We start from the raw sequence: 18,099 nt of genomic DNA on the forward strand, positions 1-18,099 counted from the left end.
AGACTGACCGGTTCGGCCTGACTCAAGGCCGCACGGCAGTCCCGGGCGCCGCGGAATCGACTTTCGCGGTGTCCTCCGCGGGCAGCACCCGGATGGTCGCGGTCACGCCGGCGCGCAAGGTGTTGCGCTGGCGATAGGCGGGATCGATGGCGATGCGCACCGGAATTCGCTGGGCCAGCTTGACCCAGGTATAGCTCGGGTTGATGTTCGCCAGCAGGCGCGAGCCCTCGGCATTCTCCCGGTCGGTGATGGCATGGGCGATGCTCTGCACGCGCCCGTCGAAGCGCTCGCCGCTCATCAGTTCCACCCGCGCCCGGCTGCCGACGCGGATGCCCGGCAACTTGGTCTCCTCGAAGTATCCGCTGACATAGAACGAATCGCGGTCCACCAGCGCCAGCAATGGCACCCCGGCGTGGGCGTAGTCGCCCTCCCGGGTCTGCAGGTTGGTCACGTAGCCGCTGACCGGGGCGCGCACCTGGGTACGTTCGAGGTCGAGACGGGCCTGCTGCAAGGCGGCTTCGGCAAGCTCCACGTTGGCCTGGGCCAGGCCGAGGCTGGCCTGGTTCCTCAGCAACTCGGCCTGGGCCAGGCTGACGTCGGTCTGGGCCTTTTCGTTCTCTTCCACCGATAGCATCGAGCGCTTCTGCAATGCCGAGCGCCGCTGCGCCTCGCTGCGGCGCTGGCGCAACTGGGCCTGGCTGGCCTCGATCGCCGCGCGCGACTCGCCCAGCGCCGCCCGCGCCACGTTCACCGCGCGCTCGGCGCGCAGCACCGCCAGTTCATAGCGCGCCGGATCGATGCTGAGCAGCAGCTCGCCCTTCTCCACGGGCTGGTTGTCGCTCAGCGGCAACCGGGTGATCAGCCCGGAAACGTCCGCCGACAGCGTCACCACATCGGCGCGGACCCGCGCGTCACGGGTCCACGGTGTGCGGGTGTAGCGTTCCCAGGCGAGGAACACCAGCGCCGCCGCCACCAGCACCGCCAGCAGGGTGGCCAGGCGCGGCCATTTGCCTTGCAACAGGTTCATCGGGACATCTCTCCCATCCACAGGATCAGACCGGCGCAGATCGCGCAGTACAACGCGCCCTGGAACAGCGCTTCGTGCCAGACCCGCTGCAACACGCCGAAGCGCCGCAACAGCGGGTTGAGCAGCAGCAGGATCAGCCAGGCCAGCAGCAGCGCCTGGGCGATCGGCGGCAGGTAGGCGCCCCCGACCTCGACATCAGCGGGCATGTCCGCCCTCCTCTTCTGGTTCTTCGACGACCGCCGGTGCGCCGCGGTCCTCCTCCAGCAGCGTCCGATAGCGTTGCAGCGACTGCTGCAGGATCAGTACCGCGACATTCATGATGAAGCGCTGCCGCGTCGCCCCGAGGTCCTTCGACGGCTGCGCCAGCAAGGCCTCCAGGCCCCGGCCGAAACGCCGCAGGGCGGCCAGGGCGAGGTCCTGCCGCGGGGCGTCCGCGCCGCCGGCTATGTAGGCGGCGACCTCGCGCAGCGCCTCGCCCAGCAGCGGCTGCAACTCCAGCGGCACCACCCCGGCGTCATGCAGCGGCTCGCGCAGGCGGTTCAACGCCACGCCCATCACCACACAGCCCAGGGCGCACTGGAAACGTTCCGCCGAAGTCGGCTCCTGGCTCGCCGGCAGCAGGCCGACCATCACCGCCAGGCGATCGATCATCCGCGTCTCGAAGGCGAAGCGCTGCGCCTCGCTGGCCTCGCAGCGCGACATTTCCGCGACGTCCTGGCGCGACAGGTAGAGCAGCCGGCGCAGGCGCGGGTCGGCGCGGAACGGATAGACCAGGGCGAACACCAGCACGGCGAGGACCGCCGCGGCGAGGAAGCCGCCGACGAACTCGAACCACTGCGAAGCGTTGCTGTAGTAGACCGCGATATTCTGCGGCGCCACCATCAGCAGGGTTTCCAGGCCGATGCCCATGGCGATCCCGGCGCTCAGCGGGCTGCTCAGGCCGACCGCGACCACGTACAGCAGCAACGCCATCCACAGCGCCAGCCACTCGAAGTCGGCGGATGCCGGCAACAGCACGAACAGCAGCGCCGCCGAGATCAGGATCGCCAGCAGCAGCCCGCGCAGGAAGTTCTGCGCCGCCAGCAGCGGACGCGGGAAGGTCGCCATCAGCGAGCACATCACGCCGACCAGCAGCAGGCTGCTGAGGGCGCCGTTCCAGGCGCTGGTGATCCACAGCCAGGCGGCGCAGGACAAGGCGACGAAAGCGCGCACGGCGTTCATCGAGGCCAGCGCCCAGTCCAGGTGCAGCGCCTGCGCCTGGCCACGGCGGTAGAAACTGCTGGCCTGGCGGCCGGACTGGATCGCATCGTTGAGTTCGAGCACTTCGCCCAGGCGCTGGAACAGCCGCGCGTATTCCCAGCGCAGGATCGCCACCTGCGGGCGCAGCGCCGGGCTCAGCGCCTCGTCGTAGGACTCCGCGCGCGTCGCCGCGGCATCGAAGGCCTGGCGCACCGCCTGGAACTCCTCCAGCACCTCGGAGGGTACCGCCCGCCCCTGCTCGGCCAGCGCGTCCAGCACCCGCAACGCGCGATCCAGCAGTGCCTGGATATCCGCCGGCAACGGCCCGACCCAGTGCGCCCGCACCAGCAGGCGATGCTGGCGCAGCAGCAACAGCCGCGAGGCCATCAGCACCAGCAGGTTACCCAGCAACTGCACCAGGCCATCGGCGCGGCGCAGGTTCGGCGCGTCGAAATAGAGGTGCCGGCGCAGGCCGTCCAGCGCGGTGATGCTGGCGACCAGTTGCATCTGCCGCTGGTTGAACGACTCGTCGCCCTCGTCGCCGCGGATCACCGCCGCGGCGTGCCGCGCGGTACTGCGGATCAGGCCGTCGACCTGGGCGAAGTAGCCCTTCGCCACCGCCTGCGGTCGCGCGCTGAGCAGGCTGACCAGGGCCACGCAGGCGACGCCCAGCAGGGTCTCGGTGACCCGCACCACGGCGAGCATGAAGGTGTTTTCCGGATCGGGAATCGACAGCACGGCGACGATCACCGCGGTGAAGCCGCTGAGCACGAAGGCGTGCGAGTCGGTGTAGCGCAGCAAGGTGCCGCCGGCGGTGCAGAGCGCCAGCCAGAGTCCCAGGGCGACGAAGAACGGCAACGGTTGCTGGGCGAACAGCGCCATGATCAGCACCGCCACCACGGCGCCAGCGAAGGTACCGAGGACCTGGGCGAAACTGCGCTTGAGAGCCATCCCGGCCAGCGGCTGGCTGACGATGACCACGGTCATCAGCGCCCACTTCGGCTGCTCCAGGTCGAAGAGGAAGGCCAGGTACAGGGTCAGCAGCCCGGCGGCGACGGTGCGCAGGGCGAACAGCAGGGTTTCCCGCGGCGGCCGCCAGAGCAAGCGGGCGTAGAATTTCAGCCCTTCCATGCCCGGCCCCGCACCTCCAGGCAACGGTTGGCCGCGGACCAGGCGGCGATGAAGCGACTCGACATGCTGGTTTCTCGTTCGGGGTTCATGCGGCGGGTTCGCTTCCAGTCTAGAAGGCGCAAGGAAATCCGTGGCCGCCTACGGGGGCGGGCAGGTGCGGTCGGCCACGGAGCGACGAGTCGCGGCTACAGGGTAAAAGCCCCGACGGCCTTCCCGGTAGCGCGTCCAGGCGAAAACCGTTTTCGCTGAGAACGAACGCTGCGGCGCCTTTCGATTGGGTAAGCTTGCTCAAGGCTGGATCGATTTAGCTTGCGAATCAAGCGGATAGAAAGCCCAAGGAAAACGACCAGGAGGAGCCGAGAATGCGTCGAGCGATTGCCACTGTATCGTGGGCCCACCGATGAGCCTGCGTTTCGACGATATCGAAGCCTTCCTCAACGTCGCCGAACTCAACAGCGTGACGTCGGCGGCCGAGCGCATGAGCCTGTCCAAGTCGGTGATCAGCAAGCGTGTCAGCGATCTCGAACGACGCCTCGGCGTCCGCCTGCTCTATCGCACCACGCGCAACGTCGAGCCGACCGAGGCCGGGCATTTCTTCTACAAGGCCGCCAAGGCCTCGCTGCAGGAACTCAACAACGCCGCGGAGATTGTCGCCCTGCGCGAGAACGACCTGTGCGGCGAATTGCGCATCGTCACCCCGATGAGCTTCGGCACCCTCTGGCTGTCGCCGATCATCGCCGACTTCATGAGCCAGCACCCGCGCCTGGAGATCGTCCTGCAGATGGACGACCGCCTCACCGACTTCGAGAAGGAAGGCTACGACCTGAGCATCCGCGTCACCCGCCTGGACGACAGTTCGCTGATCGCCCGGCCGCTGGCCAACAGCCAGCGGGTGGTCTGCTGCAGCCCCGACTACGCGGAACGCCACGGCACGCTGGACACCCTCGAACAACTGATGCAGCACGAGTGCCTGGGCTACAACAACGCCACGCCGAGCCAGGTCTGGACCTTCGAACCGGCGTTCCCCGGTGCCAAGCCCCGCGCCGTCTCGCCACGCGGACGCTTCAGCAGCAACAACGGCCAGGCCATGCGCGACGCCGCCCTGCGCGGCCAGGGACTGGCGTTGCTGCCGCTGTTCATCGTCGCCGAGGACCTCAAGAACGGCCGCCTGGTGGACGCCGCGCCCGGCCTGCGCCCACTCGACGACGTGATCTACGCGATGTATTCGCGGGCGGCGGCGATGTCGCCGAAGGTCAAGGCGTTCATCCAGCATCTCCAGCAGGCGCTGTCGATCCCGCCCTGGGGCAACGGCTGAGCGACCGAACCATTCCGGCGAGGCTCCGGTCAGATACTGGGCATGCGGAGAAGACTCCCAGGAGCCTGTCGTCTCTCCCCCGTCCGGCCACCCGGCCCACAAAGGAGAACTGCCATGATCGTGCGTACCCTGCTCATCGCCGCCGCCCTGCTCGGCGGTACCGCCCAAGCCGCCGAAAGCACCGACCTGTGCGGCGCCAACCTGCAGAAGCTGGACGATATCCTCGCCGTGCGCGGCAAGACCTCGGTCACCGGTGCGCGGGTCACCGAGGTCAAGGAACTCCAGGCCAAGGCCAGGCAGGACCAGGCCAGCGGCGACACCAAGGGCTGCATCACCGCCACCACCCAGGCCCTGCAGATCCTGCAGAACGCCGGGAAGAAATGATCCGCGACAGACGCAAGGCGGATAACCGCAAGCGGTTATCCGCCCTCCCCCAATGCAACCCTCCGTAGGGCGAATAGCGCCGCAGGCGTTATCCGCCGACACTCCAGCCCCCGCCCCGACCGCGTCCGATTTCGCTCACTCGAAGCGCAGGCTTTCCCGTACCGCGCGGATTTCCGCCTGGCTGGCGTCGTAGGCCTCGGCCAGGCCGGCATAGGACAGCGAATAGGCCGAGGTCTTGCCGGCCGCGGTGAGCAAGGTCTGCTTCATCACCACGGCGCCGCGCTGGCGAATGGTGCAGGTGGTCTCCAGCGCCGCCAGCCCGCCGGTGGTGGACGGCTGCGGCGAGGTGCAGGCGGTCTGCAGGCCGTTGCGCAGGAACTCGATCTGCACCAGCTTGCGCATGTGCCCGAGGACTTTCTCCAGGTTCACTGCCTGCCCGCTCTGCAGGGGCATCCGCGTCACTTCCATCACCAGTGCCTGGGAGCCGTCTGCCTGCAACTTGACCGCGCGCTGGCGCTGGCCGGCGCCGGCCTGGCCGGGCTGCGCGGCGGGCAGGTCGCTGACCTGCCAGCCCGCCGGCCAGCGCGCCATCGACGCCTCGGCCAGGCTCAGCGCGGACAGCGTGCCGACCGCCAGGGCCAGCCAGCGCCAGCCGTTGCGTCGCGTTTGCGCCTGCCTCACGGTGTACCCTCCTCTTCGCGTCCCTCCACGGCCGGCCGGGGCTGCCCGAGGGGCTCCTCGAAACGCAGCAGGCGTCCGGCATTGCCCAGCACCAGCAAGGTGCTGAGGTTGTGCAGCAGCGCCGCGACCATCGCCCCGGCCGCGCCGAGCAGGCCGAAGGCTGCCGCGGCGACGATCGCCAGGGTCCAGCCGAGGCCGATCGCCACGTTGACCTGCAGGGTCCGCCGGCATTGCCGGCTGAGCCGCACGCAGGTGCCGAGGCGGCGCAGGTCGCTGCCGATCAGCACGATATCCGCCGAGGCCAGGGCGATGTCGGCGCCGCCGGCGCCCATTGCCACCCCGACCACACCGGCCTTCAGCGCCAGCGAATCGTTGATGCCGTCGCCGACCACCATCGGCCGGAAACCGCTGCCGATCTCCGCGCCGACCTGGCGCAGCTTGTCCTCCGGCAACGCCTGCGCCACCAGTTGGCGAATCCCCACCTGCTTGGCCACGGCGTCGGCCACCGCCCGGCGATCGCCGGTCAGCAACAGTTGCCGGCCCAGACCCAGTTCGCGCAGATCGGCCAGGGCCTCGGCGGCCTCCGCGCGTACGCTGTCGGCCAGCAGCAGCCAGCCGAGGAAGCGCCCGTCCAGGGCGATTCCGGCGATCGGTCCCTCATGCTCCGGCACCTCGCTGGCGTCGATGCCCAGTTGCTGGAACAGTTCGGGCCGGCCGAGGGCGGCTTCGCCCGCCGCTGTTCGTGCGACCACGCCGAACCCCTGGCGTTCGCGGATATCGCTCAATGGATGATAGGCATCGTGCGCCGCCAGGGCTGCCAGCGCTCGGCTCACCGGATGGCTGCTGGCGGCGCCGAGGCTAGCGGCCAGGCGCAGCACCGACGCCTCCTCGGCGGCATCGGCCAGGCGCAGCGCCTGCAGGCGCAGGCTGCCATGGGTCAGGGTGCCGGTCTTGTCGACCACCAGCGAAGTCAGGTCCGCCAGCTCCTCAAGGAAGGCCGAGCTGCGGATCAGGATACCGTGGCGGGCGGCCACGGCGATCCCGGCGATAGCCGTGGCCGGGGCGGACAGCACCAGGGCGCAGGGACAGGCGGCGACCAGCACGGCGAGCATGGCCTGGGCATCGTTGGTGACGAACCAGGTGACCGCGGCGATCAGCAACACCAGCAACATGTACTGCCCGGCGTAGCGCTCCAGCAGGCGGGTGATCGGCGGCTTGGCGCGCTCGGCCTGCTGCATCAGGCCGATCACCTTGCCCAGGGTCGAGGCCTCGCCGGTACGGGTTATCTCGATGCGCAGCAGGCCGTCGAGGTTGATCGCGCCGCCGTAGACCTCCATCCCCGGCACCACCTCGAGCGGCACCGACTCGCCGGTGATCGGCGCGGTGTCGAGACTGGCCTGGCCTTGCAGGACCCGCCCGTCGGCCGGAACCCGGTCGCCGGCGCGCACTTCCACCTGGTCGCCCGGCCGCAGGCTGGCGTTGTCCACCTCGCTCAGGCTGCCGTCGGCCTCGATCCGCCGGGCATGGCTGCGGGTCAGCTCGCCGAGGGCGGCGATGGCCTCCTGGGAGCCGATCACGCTGCGCTCCTCCAGCACGTGGCCGAAGATCATGATGATCGGCAGCAGCGCGGCGGTCAGCAGGTCGCCGCTGGCCCAGGCGCCGAGCATGGCCAGCGCGATCAACTGGTCGGTGACGCCGTGCAGGCTCGGATGCCGCAGGCTGTCCCAGGCCGAGCGGGCCACCGGCAGCGCCACCAGCAGCGACGCGACGCCGAGCAGGATCTGGCTGACCCCGGCCTGGTCCGCCGCCAGCCAGCGCCAGGCCAGGCCGAGCAGCAACAGGCCGAGGGCGAGCATCGCCAGGCTCAGCTGGCGCGCGGCGCGGCGCTGCTCGTCGCGGCTGAGCAGGCCGCCGCCGAACGGCAGGTGATGATGGTGATGCGCGCAGCCGCCATGGCTGCCGTGGGCGGTCGGCTCGCTCATGCGCACCTCCCGGGGCGAGCCGCGGCGGCTATTGCGGGAAGCGCGCGTCCGGCCGGCGTACGTAGTCCAGGGCTTCCTTCTCGGTGAGCTCCCAGATCTGCTTGACCTGCCCGTTGTTGTCGCTCTTCAGACCGACGAAACTGCCCTTGAGCTGGGGCATGCGGCCATAGACGATGAACAGGTTCTGCGCCGTGCGGATGCGCACCGACGGCGCCACCGAATAGCTGACGGTCTTCTTCCCCAGCCCCAGGGTGAGCACGCTGCGCAGCAGGCTCTGCTTGGGCTTCTTCAGGGTGATGACCGGGTACTGCGCGCTGGCCACGAAGCCCACCAGCATGTCGCTCGGCAACTGCCGCGCCAGCGCCTCGCCGCCGCACAGCAACAGCGCCAGCCCGCACAGCAGGGCCCTGCCGGGTGATAGCCGCGCACCGTTGCCCGTGAATGGAATACCGCCTGCCGTCATTGCCCGTCCCGTTCGCCTGGTTGTTCGACTCGGCGCCGCGTTCCGCTGGCGGAAGCGCGTACCGAAGGTTGATGCCGACGCAGGGTAGCCGTTTCACGTTCGCTTGTCCGTCCATTGTTTCACAGCCCGCGAAGGGCACCGTCGGGCAGCGGCTCATGGCTGCCCACCTTGCAGAATCAGGCGGCCATCGTCGCGCGGATCGACGCTGCCGACCGAACCGGCCTTGCCGAGGATCGCCGGCACCCGTTCGCGGTACAGGCGCCAGAGCAGGCCGGCATCGGTCGCGCCCAGCGCCGGGGCCAGGCCAACGATGCTGGCGGTGTCGCGGCGCGCCTGGGCCAGCCGTTCGCCGGCCTCGGCGCGGGCGAGCTGCAGGGTGCGGTCGGCCCCCTCGGTGGCGGCCTGGGTGAGTTTCTCCGCCTCGGTGCGCGCCTTGGCGACGTTCTGCTCGGCCAGTTGGCTGGCGGTCAGCACCGCGTTGAAGGCGCTTACCGCATTGCGCGGCAGGCTCGACTGCACGTCGACCCGCACCACCTGGATGCCCAGCCCGCTGCCGGCCGCGGCCAACGCCGCCAGGCTGTGGTTGATGCCCTGCACCAGGTCGCCGCGCAGGCGTTCGCGGCGCTCGGCGACCGCGCTGTCGTTGCCGAGCAACTCCGGGCGCGCCACCAGGATGGTGTCCAGGTCGCGCGCGGCGCAGACCTGCACGGCGTTGCGCGCCACCAGGCGGTCCAGCGCCGGCAGCACGTGGGCGCCCTGGAGAACGTAGGCGTACGGGTCGTCGACCTTGTAGAACACCCGCACGTCCAGTTGCACCACCCCGGCGTCGCCGGTCAGCAGGTAGCCGGAGCCGGCCAGCGCGTCGCTGGACAGGCTGACGTCGAGGTCGGCGCGACGCGCCTGCTCGGAGCGCAGCAGGCCCTCGACGCGGCGTTCGATCACCTGTTCGGCGGACGGCAGCAGCACCACCTGCTCCAGCGGCTGCGGCCAGGCCAGCAGCAGGCCGGGACCGGCCAGGCGCTCCAGCGCGCCCAGGCGCAGCACTACGGCGCGGTTCTCCGGGCCGATCTGGCGGACGTTGGAAAACGCCCAGGCCAGCGCCGCCAGGAGGGTCACGCCGAACAGTGCGAGGAACGCCAGGCGTCCGGCCTGCAGCCAGGGGCTGCGCAGCCCCTCGTGCGCTTCGTCGCTCATGGCCGGCGCCCGTTGGCCGGCGCTTCGGCGGAGAGCGCCGGCGGCCCGTCGACCAGCACGCGGAACGGTGCGGCATCGGTGCGCAAGACCAGGCGGGTATCGCCGTTGACGATGGTGCCGAGGGTGTCCAGCGAGCGCAGCAGGTTGTACAGCTGCGGCGAACCGGCGTAGGCCTTGCCGTAGATGCGCGCCGCCTCGACCCGTGCCTGGGCCTCGATCTCCGCGGCTTTCACCGAAGCCTCGGCCTGGATCACCCGGGCGTCGCGCTCCGCCGCCGAACGGATCTCCGCGGCCTGGCGACGGCCCTCGGCGGTACGCTCGGTGGCGATGGTCTCGCGCTCGGCGCGCATGCGGTCGACGGTGGCGCCGAGGGTCACCTTGGGCAGGGTCAGGCGCTCGATGCCGACCTGCACCACCTTGACCCCGTAGGTCGCCAGCAACTGATGGTCGATCTGTTCGCGCAGGCGCGCTTCGAAGTCGCCGATACGCACCCGCGACGCCTCCGTATTCACCAGGTCGGCCAGGTCATAGGCGCTGGCGGTGGTTTCCAGCGCCGAGCCGACGAAGGTGCGCAACTGCCGGGCAGCCTCGTCCGGCTGGTTGCGCACCGCGCGCATGAAGCGCTGCACGTTGTCGGCGTCGCCCTGGACCTGCCAGGCCACGTAGGCCTGGACGATGATCCGCAGGCCATCGCGGGTACCGACGTCCTGCAGGCCGCTGGAGGTGGTGCGCAGGCGCAGGTCGACCGGGATCGCGCTCTCGAACGGCAACGGCAGGCGCCAGGCCAGGCCCGGTTCGAGCAGGACCCGCGCCGGGTTGCCGAAACGGGTGATGACCATCGCCTCGCCGGAACGTACCTGCACCAGGCAAGCGGCGGCGACGGCGAACAGCACCAGCAGCGCGGCGACCAGCAGCCGGCGCCAGGGCGGCGCGGCCTGTGCGCCATGGCCGTGATCGTGATCGTGATCGTGATGATGCTCGTGGTGGCTGTGCGAGTGGGAGTGACCGAGGCTCAAGAGCGCTCTCCTCATGGTGCGGATTGCCCGGCCGCGGACGCCGGAGCGGCGGACGGACGGGACGAAGACGGGGAATCCAGGCGGCCGAGGCCGAAGCTGCGCAGGTCGATGGTCGGCGCGCCGGCGCCGGCGATGCGGTGGTCGATGAGCAGCAGGTTGGCCTTGCCCAGGCCGCGTCCGAGTTGGCGGTAGTAGGCCTCCAGCAGGAAAGCCTGGCCGGCGTCGGCATAGCCTTCCCGCTCGGCGGCGAAGCGCCGGTCGGCGGCCTGCGCGGCGGCCAGGGTCTCGCGGGCCTGCGCGCTGGCCCGGTCGTGCGCCACGCTGGCCTGTAGTTGCGCCTCGTTGCGTTGCGCGGCGGCCTGCCCGCGCTCGCGGGCGATCAGCGCCTGGGCGGTGATCTGCGCGGCCTGCACCGCGTGGTAGGCGTTCGCCGCACCGGCCGGCGGATGGATCGCCTCGACCGCCGCGCCCAGTACCTCGACGCCGCTGCCGAGGCGATCGAGATCGGCCTGCACGGCCTGGCCGATCTGCTCGGCCAGGCCCGCGCGCTGCTCGCCGAGGACCTCGTCGAGGGTCCGCGAGGCGAAGGCATGCACCAGTACGCGGCTGGCGGTGCTGCGCACCAGCGTCGGCACGTCGGCGCTGCGGTAGGTCGCCGCCAGCGCCGATGCGTCGTCGAGAGCGATGCGGTAGACGATGCGCACGTCCATGTTGACGATCTGGAAGCTCTGCCGATGGTCGGCCAGGCTGGCGATGACCTGCGATTTCTCGCTGACGTGGGAGGCGTCCCACAAGCGGTTGGCGCTATCCGGGGCCGGACCTTCGGCGGGCGCGAGCGGCTCGGCTCCGCCGTCGCCGGCGGCGACGCTGGTGGCCAACTCGTGGACCACCCCGTTCTCCACCGCCAACACCCGCCCCAGCGGCCAGGGCAGCCCCAGGTGCAGGCCGGGGCCGAGCACCGCGACCGGCTTGCCGAAGCGCTCGTAGACACCCCGTGCATCCATGCCGATCTCGCGTACGCCGCTGAGCAGCCAGCCGCTCAGCGACACCACCGCCAGCACCGGCAGGAACGCCCGCCGCATGAAACCGAAGGCCCAGACCTGGCGCAGGTCGATGCCGAAGCGCTGGTGCAACTCATGCTGCAGACGCTGCAGGGGACGCGGCGGCCAGCGCAACAGGTCGGCCAGCAGGCTGGTGGCGACCAGGCGCGGTTCGAGGCCGGCACGCTGCGGCGCGAACATCGCCAGGATCGCCCTGCCCAGCAACTCCAGCGCCAGCGCCGCCGGCAACAGGCCGAGCAGTACCGCCAGGCGCGGGGCCCAGGGGTGTCCCTGGCGAGCCAGGAACAGACAGAGGGCGGCCAGCACCAGGGTACCGATCAACGCCCGCGCCAGTTGCCCGAGGACCGGGGCTTCCGGCCACTGCGCCGGCCCTTGGCTGGCGAAGCGACGTTCCAGCACCAGCACCGCGAAGGCCAGTAGCAGGCAGATACCGATGGCGAGGTCGGCCGCTTGCCCGGAACTGGCCGGCGGCAGGTCGAGACGCCAGCCGGCGGCTACCAAGCACAACGCCAGCGCCGCGCTCGCCGCCAGCCACAGCGCAGCGTGCCCGAGCTGGGCCAGGCCGTGGGCGATGGCCTGGCCCAGGCGCTCCAGCAGCCGTTCATAGGCGCTGTCGGCGGTGGCGTCGGGTTCGTCCCGCTGCCAGCGCAGCCAGGCAGGCCGCGCGTTGGCCTCCGCGCCGAGGACCACGCAACGCCAGGCCGCGACCCGGTAGGCCGCGTGCAGACCGGCGAACAGGACCAGCCAGGCCGCGCCGAGGTTGTACAGCAGCGGCGGCCAGAGCGAGTCGGCGGCGAACAGGCCGATGAAGAACCCCAGCACGGCGCAGGCGGCGGCCAAGGCGACGCTGGCCGCTGCCCATCGCCACAGCTGGCGCAACTGCCGGGGCGCCTGCTGGAAACGCGGCAGCGATTCGGCGGCGACGCCCTCGGCGTCCAGGTCGACTCTCATCTTCACTCCAGGCAAAACTCGAAGGTACCGGCCAGGCCGGCGCAAACGCCCGCAACTTTATAACAATGCGCGTTAAGAAGTTGTCATGATTTGAAAAACAGTCTGCATCCCAAGGCTCTTGACTGGAAGACGAGAGTCTGTGTGCAGCACCCTGGGCAACACCTAACCAATCGAAAGGTTCTAAGCAGCCGGGAAAAACCACCGGACATCCGTGCAAACGACCATTCGTCGGCAATTCTCATTCAAATCGGATTTCTTATAACCAATCCGCATAGGCCTACCGGAGCCCTCATCTCCCCCGCAAAGGCACGCCATTCCGGGCCTCGACGCGTAGCCGGCAGGCCTTTTCGCATAGCCTGACGGTTTTATAACAGCGGCAGAGCGTCAATAATCCGACCATCGACTGTGATAGCGTCAAAAAAGAATCATATCGATCCTTTGTAGCGTTATCCGGTGCCATGCAGTCCTTATCGAACAACCGCCGGGGCCTCGCCAAGCCCCGGTTCGAGCCACGCATTGCGTGGTCGCAGCAAACGTTTGTGCGGATTACCCCAGGAGGCTCGCCCATGACCGAATCGACTGCCGGGGCCGGAGTCTATGGCACAGCCTCCGGACAGGCTGGCGAAAGCCCTGCCGCGCGCAGGGAACGATCGCCGGTGACGGATCGTCGATGAGCCGGGGGAAGCCATGCGAAGCCTGATCGGGATGACGTTCCTGAACTCCTCCGTAGGCCAGCGCCGGCTGCGCCAGAACGGTATCGTGCTGCGCCTGGGACCGGTAGTCGCGGATCGCCGGCGCGCGACCCTGCCGCACCGGCAAGGCCACTGCCTCGATCGTCAGGATCTGGAAACCCTGTTGCTATGGCTACAGCGGCACTTCCTCTGCGTGCCCCTGGAACACCTGCTCGAAGGCCCCGCTCCAGCCTGCCTGCGGATCGCCCTGAGCGTCGACGGCAACCCTGCGGAACTGGCCGAGCAGGTCTATCCGCTGCTGGAACGCTACGAAATGCCGGCGAGCGCCTTCATCGGCGGTGACCCGCGCAGTTGGCGCGAAGCGGTGGCCGAGACGCTCTGGCAGGCCGATGCGACTGCCGCCGGACCCTTGCTGGAACTGCTGGAGGGTTACAGCGGCGCGGCACTCATGGCGGTGTTCGAACGCACCGGCGACGACCAGCGTCGCAGCCGCAACCTCGACCTCCTCCTGCGCAAGCTGGAACGCCTCGACCCGGCCTCGCAGCAGGCCTTGCACGCGGCCTGCCCGGTTCCCGCACCGTACAGCGCTGGCGACTGGGAGCGGGTCCGCCGCCTGGAAAACAGCGGCCTGCTTCGCTTCGGCCTGCGCGGACAGGAGCCGCACCCATCGGCAGGCCTTTGCGCCGAGGACTGTCTCGGCCGCGCCCACCGCCAGCTCCAGCAGCATTGCGCCGCCCCCCTGCCGGTGTTCTGCCAAGCTCGCACCACACCCGCCGCGCAACCCGGCCTGCGCGCCGCCCTCGGTCGGCTTGGCTACCGCTTCGCCTTCGGCGCGCGCAATGGCCTGGTGGATACCCGTTGCGACCCGCTGGACCTGCCGCGCATCGAGGTGGATGCGGCGATCGCCGCCCGTCCCGGCCGGCTGGCCTGGCACATCTATCGTGGAGCCCGCCCATGAGCATGGCTTCCAGCCCGTTCCCAAGGAGGCGCGACAGGCAGTCGCCCTCCGCCGGAAGACCGCCCGAACCACGGGAAGCGAACGCGCCGTCGCCCGCCATGCCGCAGCGACGCCGCTCTCAGGGATATGGCCAGCCCAGCTGGCCCGGTATCAGCAAGGATCGTCCCATGACTGCAGACACCCCTACCTCTGTCGCTACCATCAACCACCTGCTGCTCGGCGCGCCCTACACCAGCCCACTGGTGATCCCCGGCGACTGGCTGGTCGACGAGCTGGAAGGCGCCGTGGAGGTCGGCGGCTTCACCGACGGCCTGTTCCGCTGGCCGACGCGCAAGCGCAGCGGCCGCCCTTCGCCGATTCTCTGCGGCGACCTGCTGCGCGCGGTACGTACCGAATGCGCCGAGTCGGTGCAGTTCTGGTGGGGTTTCAGTCCGAGCCTGGTGGGGCGCTGGCGCCGCGCCCTCGGCGTGACCCGCCGCAACAATCCCGGCGACCAGGCGGTGGCGCGCGCCCGCGCCGCCCTCGCCCGCTCGCTGGACCGCAAGGCGCCGCCGAAGGCACCGGCCGCCTGGTCCAGCGAAGAAGTCGAGTTCATCCGCCGCCACGGCAGCAAGCGCAGCCTGGCCTGGTGCGCCTACATGCTCGGCCGCAGCTACCAGAGTGTCGCCAGCAAGGCCGAGGAGCTTTCCCCGCACAGCGGGCGCGACCGCAACAATGCGATCTGGAGCAAGTCCGAGGAAGATCTGTTGCGCCAGCACTACCAGCAGCGCGGCTCGCTATGGTGCGCGCAGCAGACCGGCAAGACCCGCGCAGCGGTATTCCACCGGGCCAAGAAGCTGGGCCTGCAACGGCAGCGGCCGAAACACCCGTGAGGCCGGTCGCCGCCCTCTCCCGCCGAGGCGAGAGAGGGCCAGTGCTCAACCGCGGTAGTAGCGCTGCGCCACGAAGGGCATCTTGCTGACCACCAGGGTCACCGGCTTGCCGCGCACCATCGCCGTCACCTCGCTGCCCAGGCCGGCCAGCTCGCTCGGCACGTAGCCCATGGCCAGCGGCGCGTTGAGACTCGGACCGAAACCGCCGCTGCTGACCTTGCCGATCGCCCGGCCCTGGGCATCGACGATCTCGGCGCCCTCGCGCACCGGCATCCGCCCCTGCGGCAGGAAACCGACGCGCTTGCTGGCAACGCCCTGCGCCTGCTGGGCAAAGATCCGCTCGGCGCCGGGGAAGCCGCCGGCGCGCACGCCGTCGGCGCGGCGCGCCTTGGAAATGGCCCAGCCGAGGCTGGCTTCGACCGGCGTGGTGGCGCTGTCCATGTCGTGGCCGTAGAGGCACAGGCCGGCTTCCAGGCGCAGCGAGTCGCGCGCGCCGAGGCCGATCGGCGCCACTTCCGGCTCGGCCAGCAGGCGCCGCGCCAGGGCCTCGGCATGGGCGGCGGGCACGGAGATCTCGTAGCCGTCTTCACCGGTATAGCCGGAGCGGCTGACGTAGCAGTCCTGGCCGAGCAGCTCGACGCGGGCGAACTGCATGAAGGTCATCTGCGCCACCTGCGGCGCCAGGCGCTCCAGCACCCGCACCGCCGCCGGTCCCTGGAGGGCGAGCAAGGCACGCTCCTCGAACAGCGGCTCGACGCTGCAACGGTCTTCCAGGTGACGACGCAGGTGCGCCAGGTCCTGGTGCTTGCAGGCGGCGTTGACCACCAGCAGCAGGCAATCGCCGAGGTTGGCCACCATCAGGTCGTCGAGGATCCCGCCCTGCTCGTCGGTGAACAACGCGTAGCGCTGCTGGCCCACCGGCAGGTCGAGGATGTCCACCGGCACCAGGCTTTCCAGGGCCAGCGCCGCATCGGCGCCCACCAGGCGGATCTGGCCCATGTGCGAAACGTCGAACAGACCGGCCTGCTCGCGGGTGTGCAGGTGCTCCTTGAGCACCCCGGCCGGGTACTGCACCGGCATGTCGTAGCCGGCGAAGGGCACCATCTTCGCCCCCAGTTCCAGGTGCAGGGCGTGCAGGGGCGTCTTGGCGAGGGTTTCTGCGGTCATGTTTCACTCCATGGCATCCCGGCCTCCTGTCTGCCGGAGAGCCGCGATCGATTGTCGGGAAAGAAAAAAGAAGCGCCGGCGCAGCGGCGCGGTTCAGCATTCGATGATGTTCACGGCGAGGCCGCCGCGCGCGGTTTCCTTGTATTTGCTTTTCATGTCGGCGCCGGTCTGGCGCATGGTACGGATGACCTTGTCGAGAGAGATGAAATGCTGGCCGTCGCCGCGCAGGGCCATGCGCGCCGCATTGATCGCCTTCACCGAAGCCATCGCGTTGCGTTCGATGCAGGGCACCTGGACCAGCCCGCCGACCGGGTCGCAGGTCAGCCCGAGGTTGTGCTCCATGCCGATTTCGGCGGCGTTCTCGACCTGCTGCACGCTACCGCCGAGCACTTCGCAGAGCGCCCCGGCAGCCATCGAGCAGGCCACGCCGACCTCGCCCTGGCAACCGACCTCGGCGCCGGAGATCGAGGCGTTTTCCTTGTAGAGGATGCCGATCGCCGCCGCGGTGAGCAGGAAGCGCACCACGCCGTCGTCGTCGGCCCCGGGGATGAAGCGCGCGTAGTAATGCAGAACCGCCGGAATGATCCCCGCCGCGCCGTTGGTCGGCGCGGTCACCACGCGGCCGCCGCTGGCGTTCTCCTCGTTCACCGCCAGGGCGTAGAGGTTGACCCAGTCGAGCACGCTGAGGGCGTCGCGCAGACCGGCCTCCGGCCGCTGGCACAACTGGCGGTGGAGCGCCGCCGCACGGCGCCTGACCTTCAGTCCGCCGGGCATGATGCCCTCGTTGCGGCAGCCGGCCTCGACGCAGTCCTGCATCACCTGCCAGATACGCAGCAGGCCGGTGCGGGTTTCCTCGGCGGGGCGCCAGGCCTTCTCGTTCTCGGCCATCAACTGGCTGATCGACAGGCCTTCGCGGACGCAATGGTCGAGCAGTTGCCGCGCGGTCTTGAAGGGGAACGCCAGCGGCGTGCGGTCCTCGACGATGCGGTCGAGGCCGGCGGCCTCGTCGTCGACCACGAAACCGCCGCCCACCGAGTAGTACTCGCGGCTGCGGACCTGCAGGCCGGCGGCGTCGAAGGCACGGAAGATCATGCCGTTGGGATGGTAGGCCAGCGGCTTGCGGATCAGCGCCAGGTGTTCCTTCTCGACGAAGCGGATCGGCCGCTCGCCGAGCAGGCGCAGCTCGCCGCTGGAACGGATGGCATCGAGCCGAGCGGGAATCGCGGCGGTATCCACCGTGTCCGGCTGCTCGCCCTCCAGGCCGAGCAGTACCGCCTTGTCGCTGCCGTGGCCCTTGCCGGTGGCGCCGAGCGAGCCGTACAGCTCGACCTTGACGCTGGCAGTGGCCTCCAGCAACCCCTCGCGCCTCAGCCCCTCGGCGAAGCGCGCGGCGGCACGCATCGGCCCCACGGTGTGGGAGCTGGACGGCCCGATGCCGATCTTGAACAGATCGAAGACACTCAGGGACATGCTCGTCTCCGCTTGCGGATTGGCCGCCACCATGGCGGCGCTCCTGTTCAATCAGCGTAGACCGGGAAGTGCCGGCAGAATTCGCCGACCTGGCCCCTGACCCGTTCGCCGACCTCGGGATTGTCGATATCGTCGAGGATGTCGCAGATCCAGCCGGCCAGTTCGCGGCACTCGCCCTCGCGGAAACCGCGAGTGGTCACCGCTGGGGTGCCGATGCGGATGCCGGAGGTGACGAACGGGCTCTGCGGATCGTTCGGCACGGCGTTCTTGTTCACCGTGATGTGCGCCGCTCCGAGCGCCGCGTCGGCGGCCTTGCCGGTCAGCCCCTGCTTCACCAGGCTGATCAGCATCAGGTGGTTGTCGGTGCCGCCGGAAACCACGTCGTAGCCGCGCCCGATGAACACCTCGGCCATCGCCTTGGCGTTGCGGATCACCTGCGCCTGGTAGTCCTTGAAGCCCGGCTCCAGCGCTTCCTTGAAGCACACCGCCTTGGCCG

15 protein-coding genes and 1 pseudogene are annotated in these 18,099 nt (G+C 69.8%); 4 read left to right on the forward strand and 12 right to left on the reverse strand.

The features are described from left to right. Positions 1-22: 22 nt before the first annotated feature. Genes LJF27_RS25515 through LJF27_RS25525 form a run of 3 tightly spaced genes read right to left on the reverse strand, consistent with a single transcriptional unit; the run spans position 23 to position 3,397 of the window. Positions 23-1,027, reverse strand: a complete 1,005-nt coding sequence (locus LJF27_RS25515) for an HlyD family secretion protein (protein WP_003143942.1) — start codon at positions 1,025-1,027, stop codon at positions 23-25. After that, entirely contained in the window at positions 1,024-1,233 is a 210-nt protein-coding gene (locus LJF27_RS25520) for a DUF1656 domain-containing protein (protein WP_003116901.1), read from the reverse strand. Before LJF27_RS25520 ends, LJF27_RS25515 begins: the two co-directional genes overlap by 4 nt. Next, complete coding sequence (locus LJF27_RS25525; RefSeq protein WP_003143940.1) at positions 1,223-3,397, reverse strand: FUSC family protein; 2,175 nt, start codon at positions 3,395-3,397, stop codon at positions 1,223-1,225. The genes LJF27_RS25520 and LJF27_RS25525 overlap by 11 nt, the downstream gene beginning before the upstream one ends. A gap of 400 nt (positions 3,398-3,797) precedes the next feature. Between LJF27_RS25525 and LJF27_RS25530 the strand changes: the two genes are divergently transcribed. Both LJF27_RS25530 and LJF27_RS25535 read left to right on the forward strand, forming a co-directional pair. Continuing rightward, complete coding sequence (locus tag LJF27_RS25530; RefSeq protein ID WP_003089677.1) at positions 3,798-4,712, forward strand: LysR family transcriptional regulator; 915 nt, start codon at positions 3,798-3,800, stop codon at positions 4,710-4,712. Between the two features lie 114 nt (positions 4,713-4,826). After that, positions 4,827-5,096 (forward strand): hypothetical protein, encoded by a 270-nt coding sequence (locus tag LJF27_RS25535; protein ID WP_003089681.1) that lies wholly within the window; start codon positions 4,827-4,829, stop codon positions 5,094-5,096. Positions 5,097-5,231: 135 nt separating this feature from the next. Here the strand turns inward: LJF27_RS25535 and LJF27_RS25540 are convergent, their stop codons facing one another. The 6 genes from LJF27_RS25540 to hflK form a co-directional block, all read right to left on the reverse strand. After that, on the reverse strand, positions 5,232-5,777 hold the full coding sequence (locus LJF27_RS25540; protein WP_003116899.1) for a DUF4946 domain-containing protein: 546 nt from the start codon (positions 5,775-5,777) through the stop codon (positions 5,232-5,234). Continuing rightward, positions 5,774-7,759 carry a cation-translocating P-type ATPase gene (locus LJF27_RS25545; protein WP_003116898.1) on the reverse strand — a complete coding sequence of 662 codons (1,986 nt, stop codon included), beginning with the start codon at positions 7,757-7,759 and terminating at the stop codon, positions 5,774-5,776. Before LJF27_RS25545 ends, LJF27_RS25540 begins: the two co-directional genes overlap by 4 nt. Before the next feature lie 28 nt (positions 7,760-7,787). Continuing rightward, entirely contained in the window at positions 7,788-8,222 is a 435-nt protein-coding gene (locus tag LJF27_RS25550) for a hypothetical protein (protein WP_003089693.1), read from the reverse strand. 153 nt (positions 8,223-8,375) lie between these two features. Continuing rightward, positions 8,376-9,416: an SPFH domain-containing protein gene (locus tag LJF27_RS25555; RefSeq protein WP_016561932.1), complete on the reverse strand. Its 1,041-nt coding sequence runs from the start codon at positions 9,414-9,416 to the stop codon at positions 8,376-8,378. Beyond that, positions 9,413-10,432 (reverse strand): protease modulator HflC, encoded by a 1,020-nt coding sequence (gene hflC, locus LJF27_RS25560; protein WP_058132559.1) that lies wholly within the window; start codon positions 10,430-10,432, stop codon positions 9,413-9,415. Before hflC ends, LJF27_RS25555 begins: the two co-directional genes overlap by 4 nt. Positions 10,433-10,443: 11 nt before the next feature. Beyond that, positions 10,444-12,444 carry a protease modulator HflK gene (hflK, locus tag LJF27_RS25565; RefSeq protein WP_023116898.1) on the reverse strand — a complete coding sequence of 667 codons (2,001 nt, stop codon included), beginning with the start codon at positions 12,442-12,444 and terminating at the stop codon, positions 10,444-10,446. A 687-nt stretch (positions 12,445-13,131) separates the two neighbouring features. On the opposite strand from hflK, the gene LJF27_RS25570 reads away from it, so the two are divergent. Continuing rightward, entirely contained in the window at positions 13,132-14,094 is a 963-nt protein-coding gene (locus LJF27_RS25570) for a polysaccharide deacetylase family protein (protein ID WP_003113080.1), read from the forward strand. Further along, a complete protein-coding gene (locus LJF27_RS25575; protein ID WP_003119384.1) occupies positions 14,091-14,966 on the forward strand; it encodes a hypothetical protein in 876 nt (291 codons plus the stop codon). Before LJF27_RS25570 ends, LJF27_RS25575 begins: the two co-directional genes overlap by 4 nt. A 45-nt stretch (positions 14,967-15,011) precedes the next feature. Here the strand turns inward: LJF27_RS25575 and gcvT are convergent, their stop codons facing one another. The 3 genes and pseudogenes from gcvT to glyA all read right to left on the reverse strand — a co-directional run. Beyond that, a complete protein-coding gene (gene gcvT, locus LJF27_RS25580; RefSeq protein ID WP_003122380.1) occupies positions 15,012-16,133 on the reverse strand; it encodes a glycine cleavage system aminomethyltransferase GcvT in 1,122 nt (373 codons plus the stop codon). A gap of 93 nt (positions 16,134-16,226) precedes the next feature. Beyond that, complete coding sequence (locus LJF27_RS25585) at positions 16,227-17,603, reverse strand: L-serine ammonia-lyase (RefSeq protein WP_015648889.1); 1,377 nt, start codon at positions 17,601-17,603, stop codon at positions 16,227-16,229. Positions 17,604-17,650: 47 nt separating this feature from the next. Continuing rightward, a pseudogene (gene glyA / locus LJF27_RS25590) lies at positions 17,651-18,099 on the reverse strand (serine hydroxymethyltransferase); the annotation flags it as partial.

The organism is Pseudomonas sp. 203-8, assembly GCF_020708595.1.
Taxonomy (GTDB): domain Bacteria; phylum Pseudomonadota; class Gammaproteobacteria; order Pseudomonadales; family Pseudomonadaceae; genus Pseudomonas; species Pseudomonas aeruginosa.

Excerpts from the sequence above, each read along its gene's own strand:
- LJF27_RS25585 (WP_015648889.1), bottom strand. The coding sequence starts at position 17,603 with ATGTCCCTGAGTGTCTTCGATCTGTTCAAGATCGGCATCGGGCCGTCC.
- LJF27_RS25535 (WP_003089681.1), top strand. The coding sequence starts at position 4,827 with ATGATCGTGCGTACCCTGCTCATCGCCGCCGCCCTGCTCGGCGGTACC.
- hflK (WP_023116898.1), bottom strand. The coding sequence starts at position 12,444 with ATGAGAGTCGACCTGGACGCCGAGGGCGTCGCCGCCGAATCGCTGCCG.
- LJF27_RS25545 (WP_003116898.1), bottom strand. The coding sequence starts at position 7,759 with ATGAGCGAGCCGACCGCCCACGGCAGCCATGGCGGCTGCGCGCATCAC.
- LJF27_RS25520 (WP_003116901.1), bottom strand. The coding sequence starts at position 1,233 with ATGCCCGCTGATGTCGAGGTCGGGGGCGCCTACCTGCCGCCGATCGCC.
- LJF27_RS25515 (WP_003143942.1), bottom strand. The coding sequence starts at position 1,027 with ATGAACCTGTTGCAAGGCAAATGGCCGCGCCTGGCCACCCTGCTGGCG.
- LJF27_RS25555 (WP_016561932.1), bottom strand. The coding sequence starts at position 9,416 with ATGAGCGACGAAGCGCACGAGGGGCTGCGCAGCCCCTGGCTGCAGGCC.
- LJF27_RS25550 (WP_003089693.1), bottom strand. The coding sequence starts at position 8,222 with ATGACGGCAGGCGGTATTCCATTCACGGGCAACGGTGCGCGGCTATCA.
- LJF27_RS25570 (WP_003113080.1), top strand. The coding sequence starts at position 13,132 with ATGCGAAGCCTGATCGGGATGACGTTCCTGAACTCCTCCGTAGGCCAG.
- LJF27_RS25530 (WP_003089677.1), top strand. The coding sequence starts at position 3,798 with ATGAGCCTGCGTTTCGACGATATCGAAGCCTTCCTCAACGTCGCCGAA.
- LJF27_RS25575 (WP_003119384.1), top strand. The coding sequence starts at position 14,091 with ATGAGCATGGCTTCCAGCCCGTTCCCAAGGAGGCGCGACAGGCAGTCG.
- gcvT (WP_003122380.1), bottom strand. The coding sequence starts at position 16,133 with ATGACCGCAGAAACCCTCGCCAAGACGCCCCTGCACGCCCTGCACCTG.
- LJF27_RS25525 (WP_003143940.1), bottom strand. The coding sequence starts at position 3,397 with ATGGAAGGGCTGAAATTCTACGCCCGCTTGCTCTGGCGGCCGCCGCGG.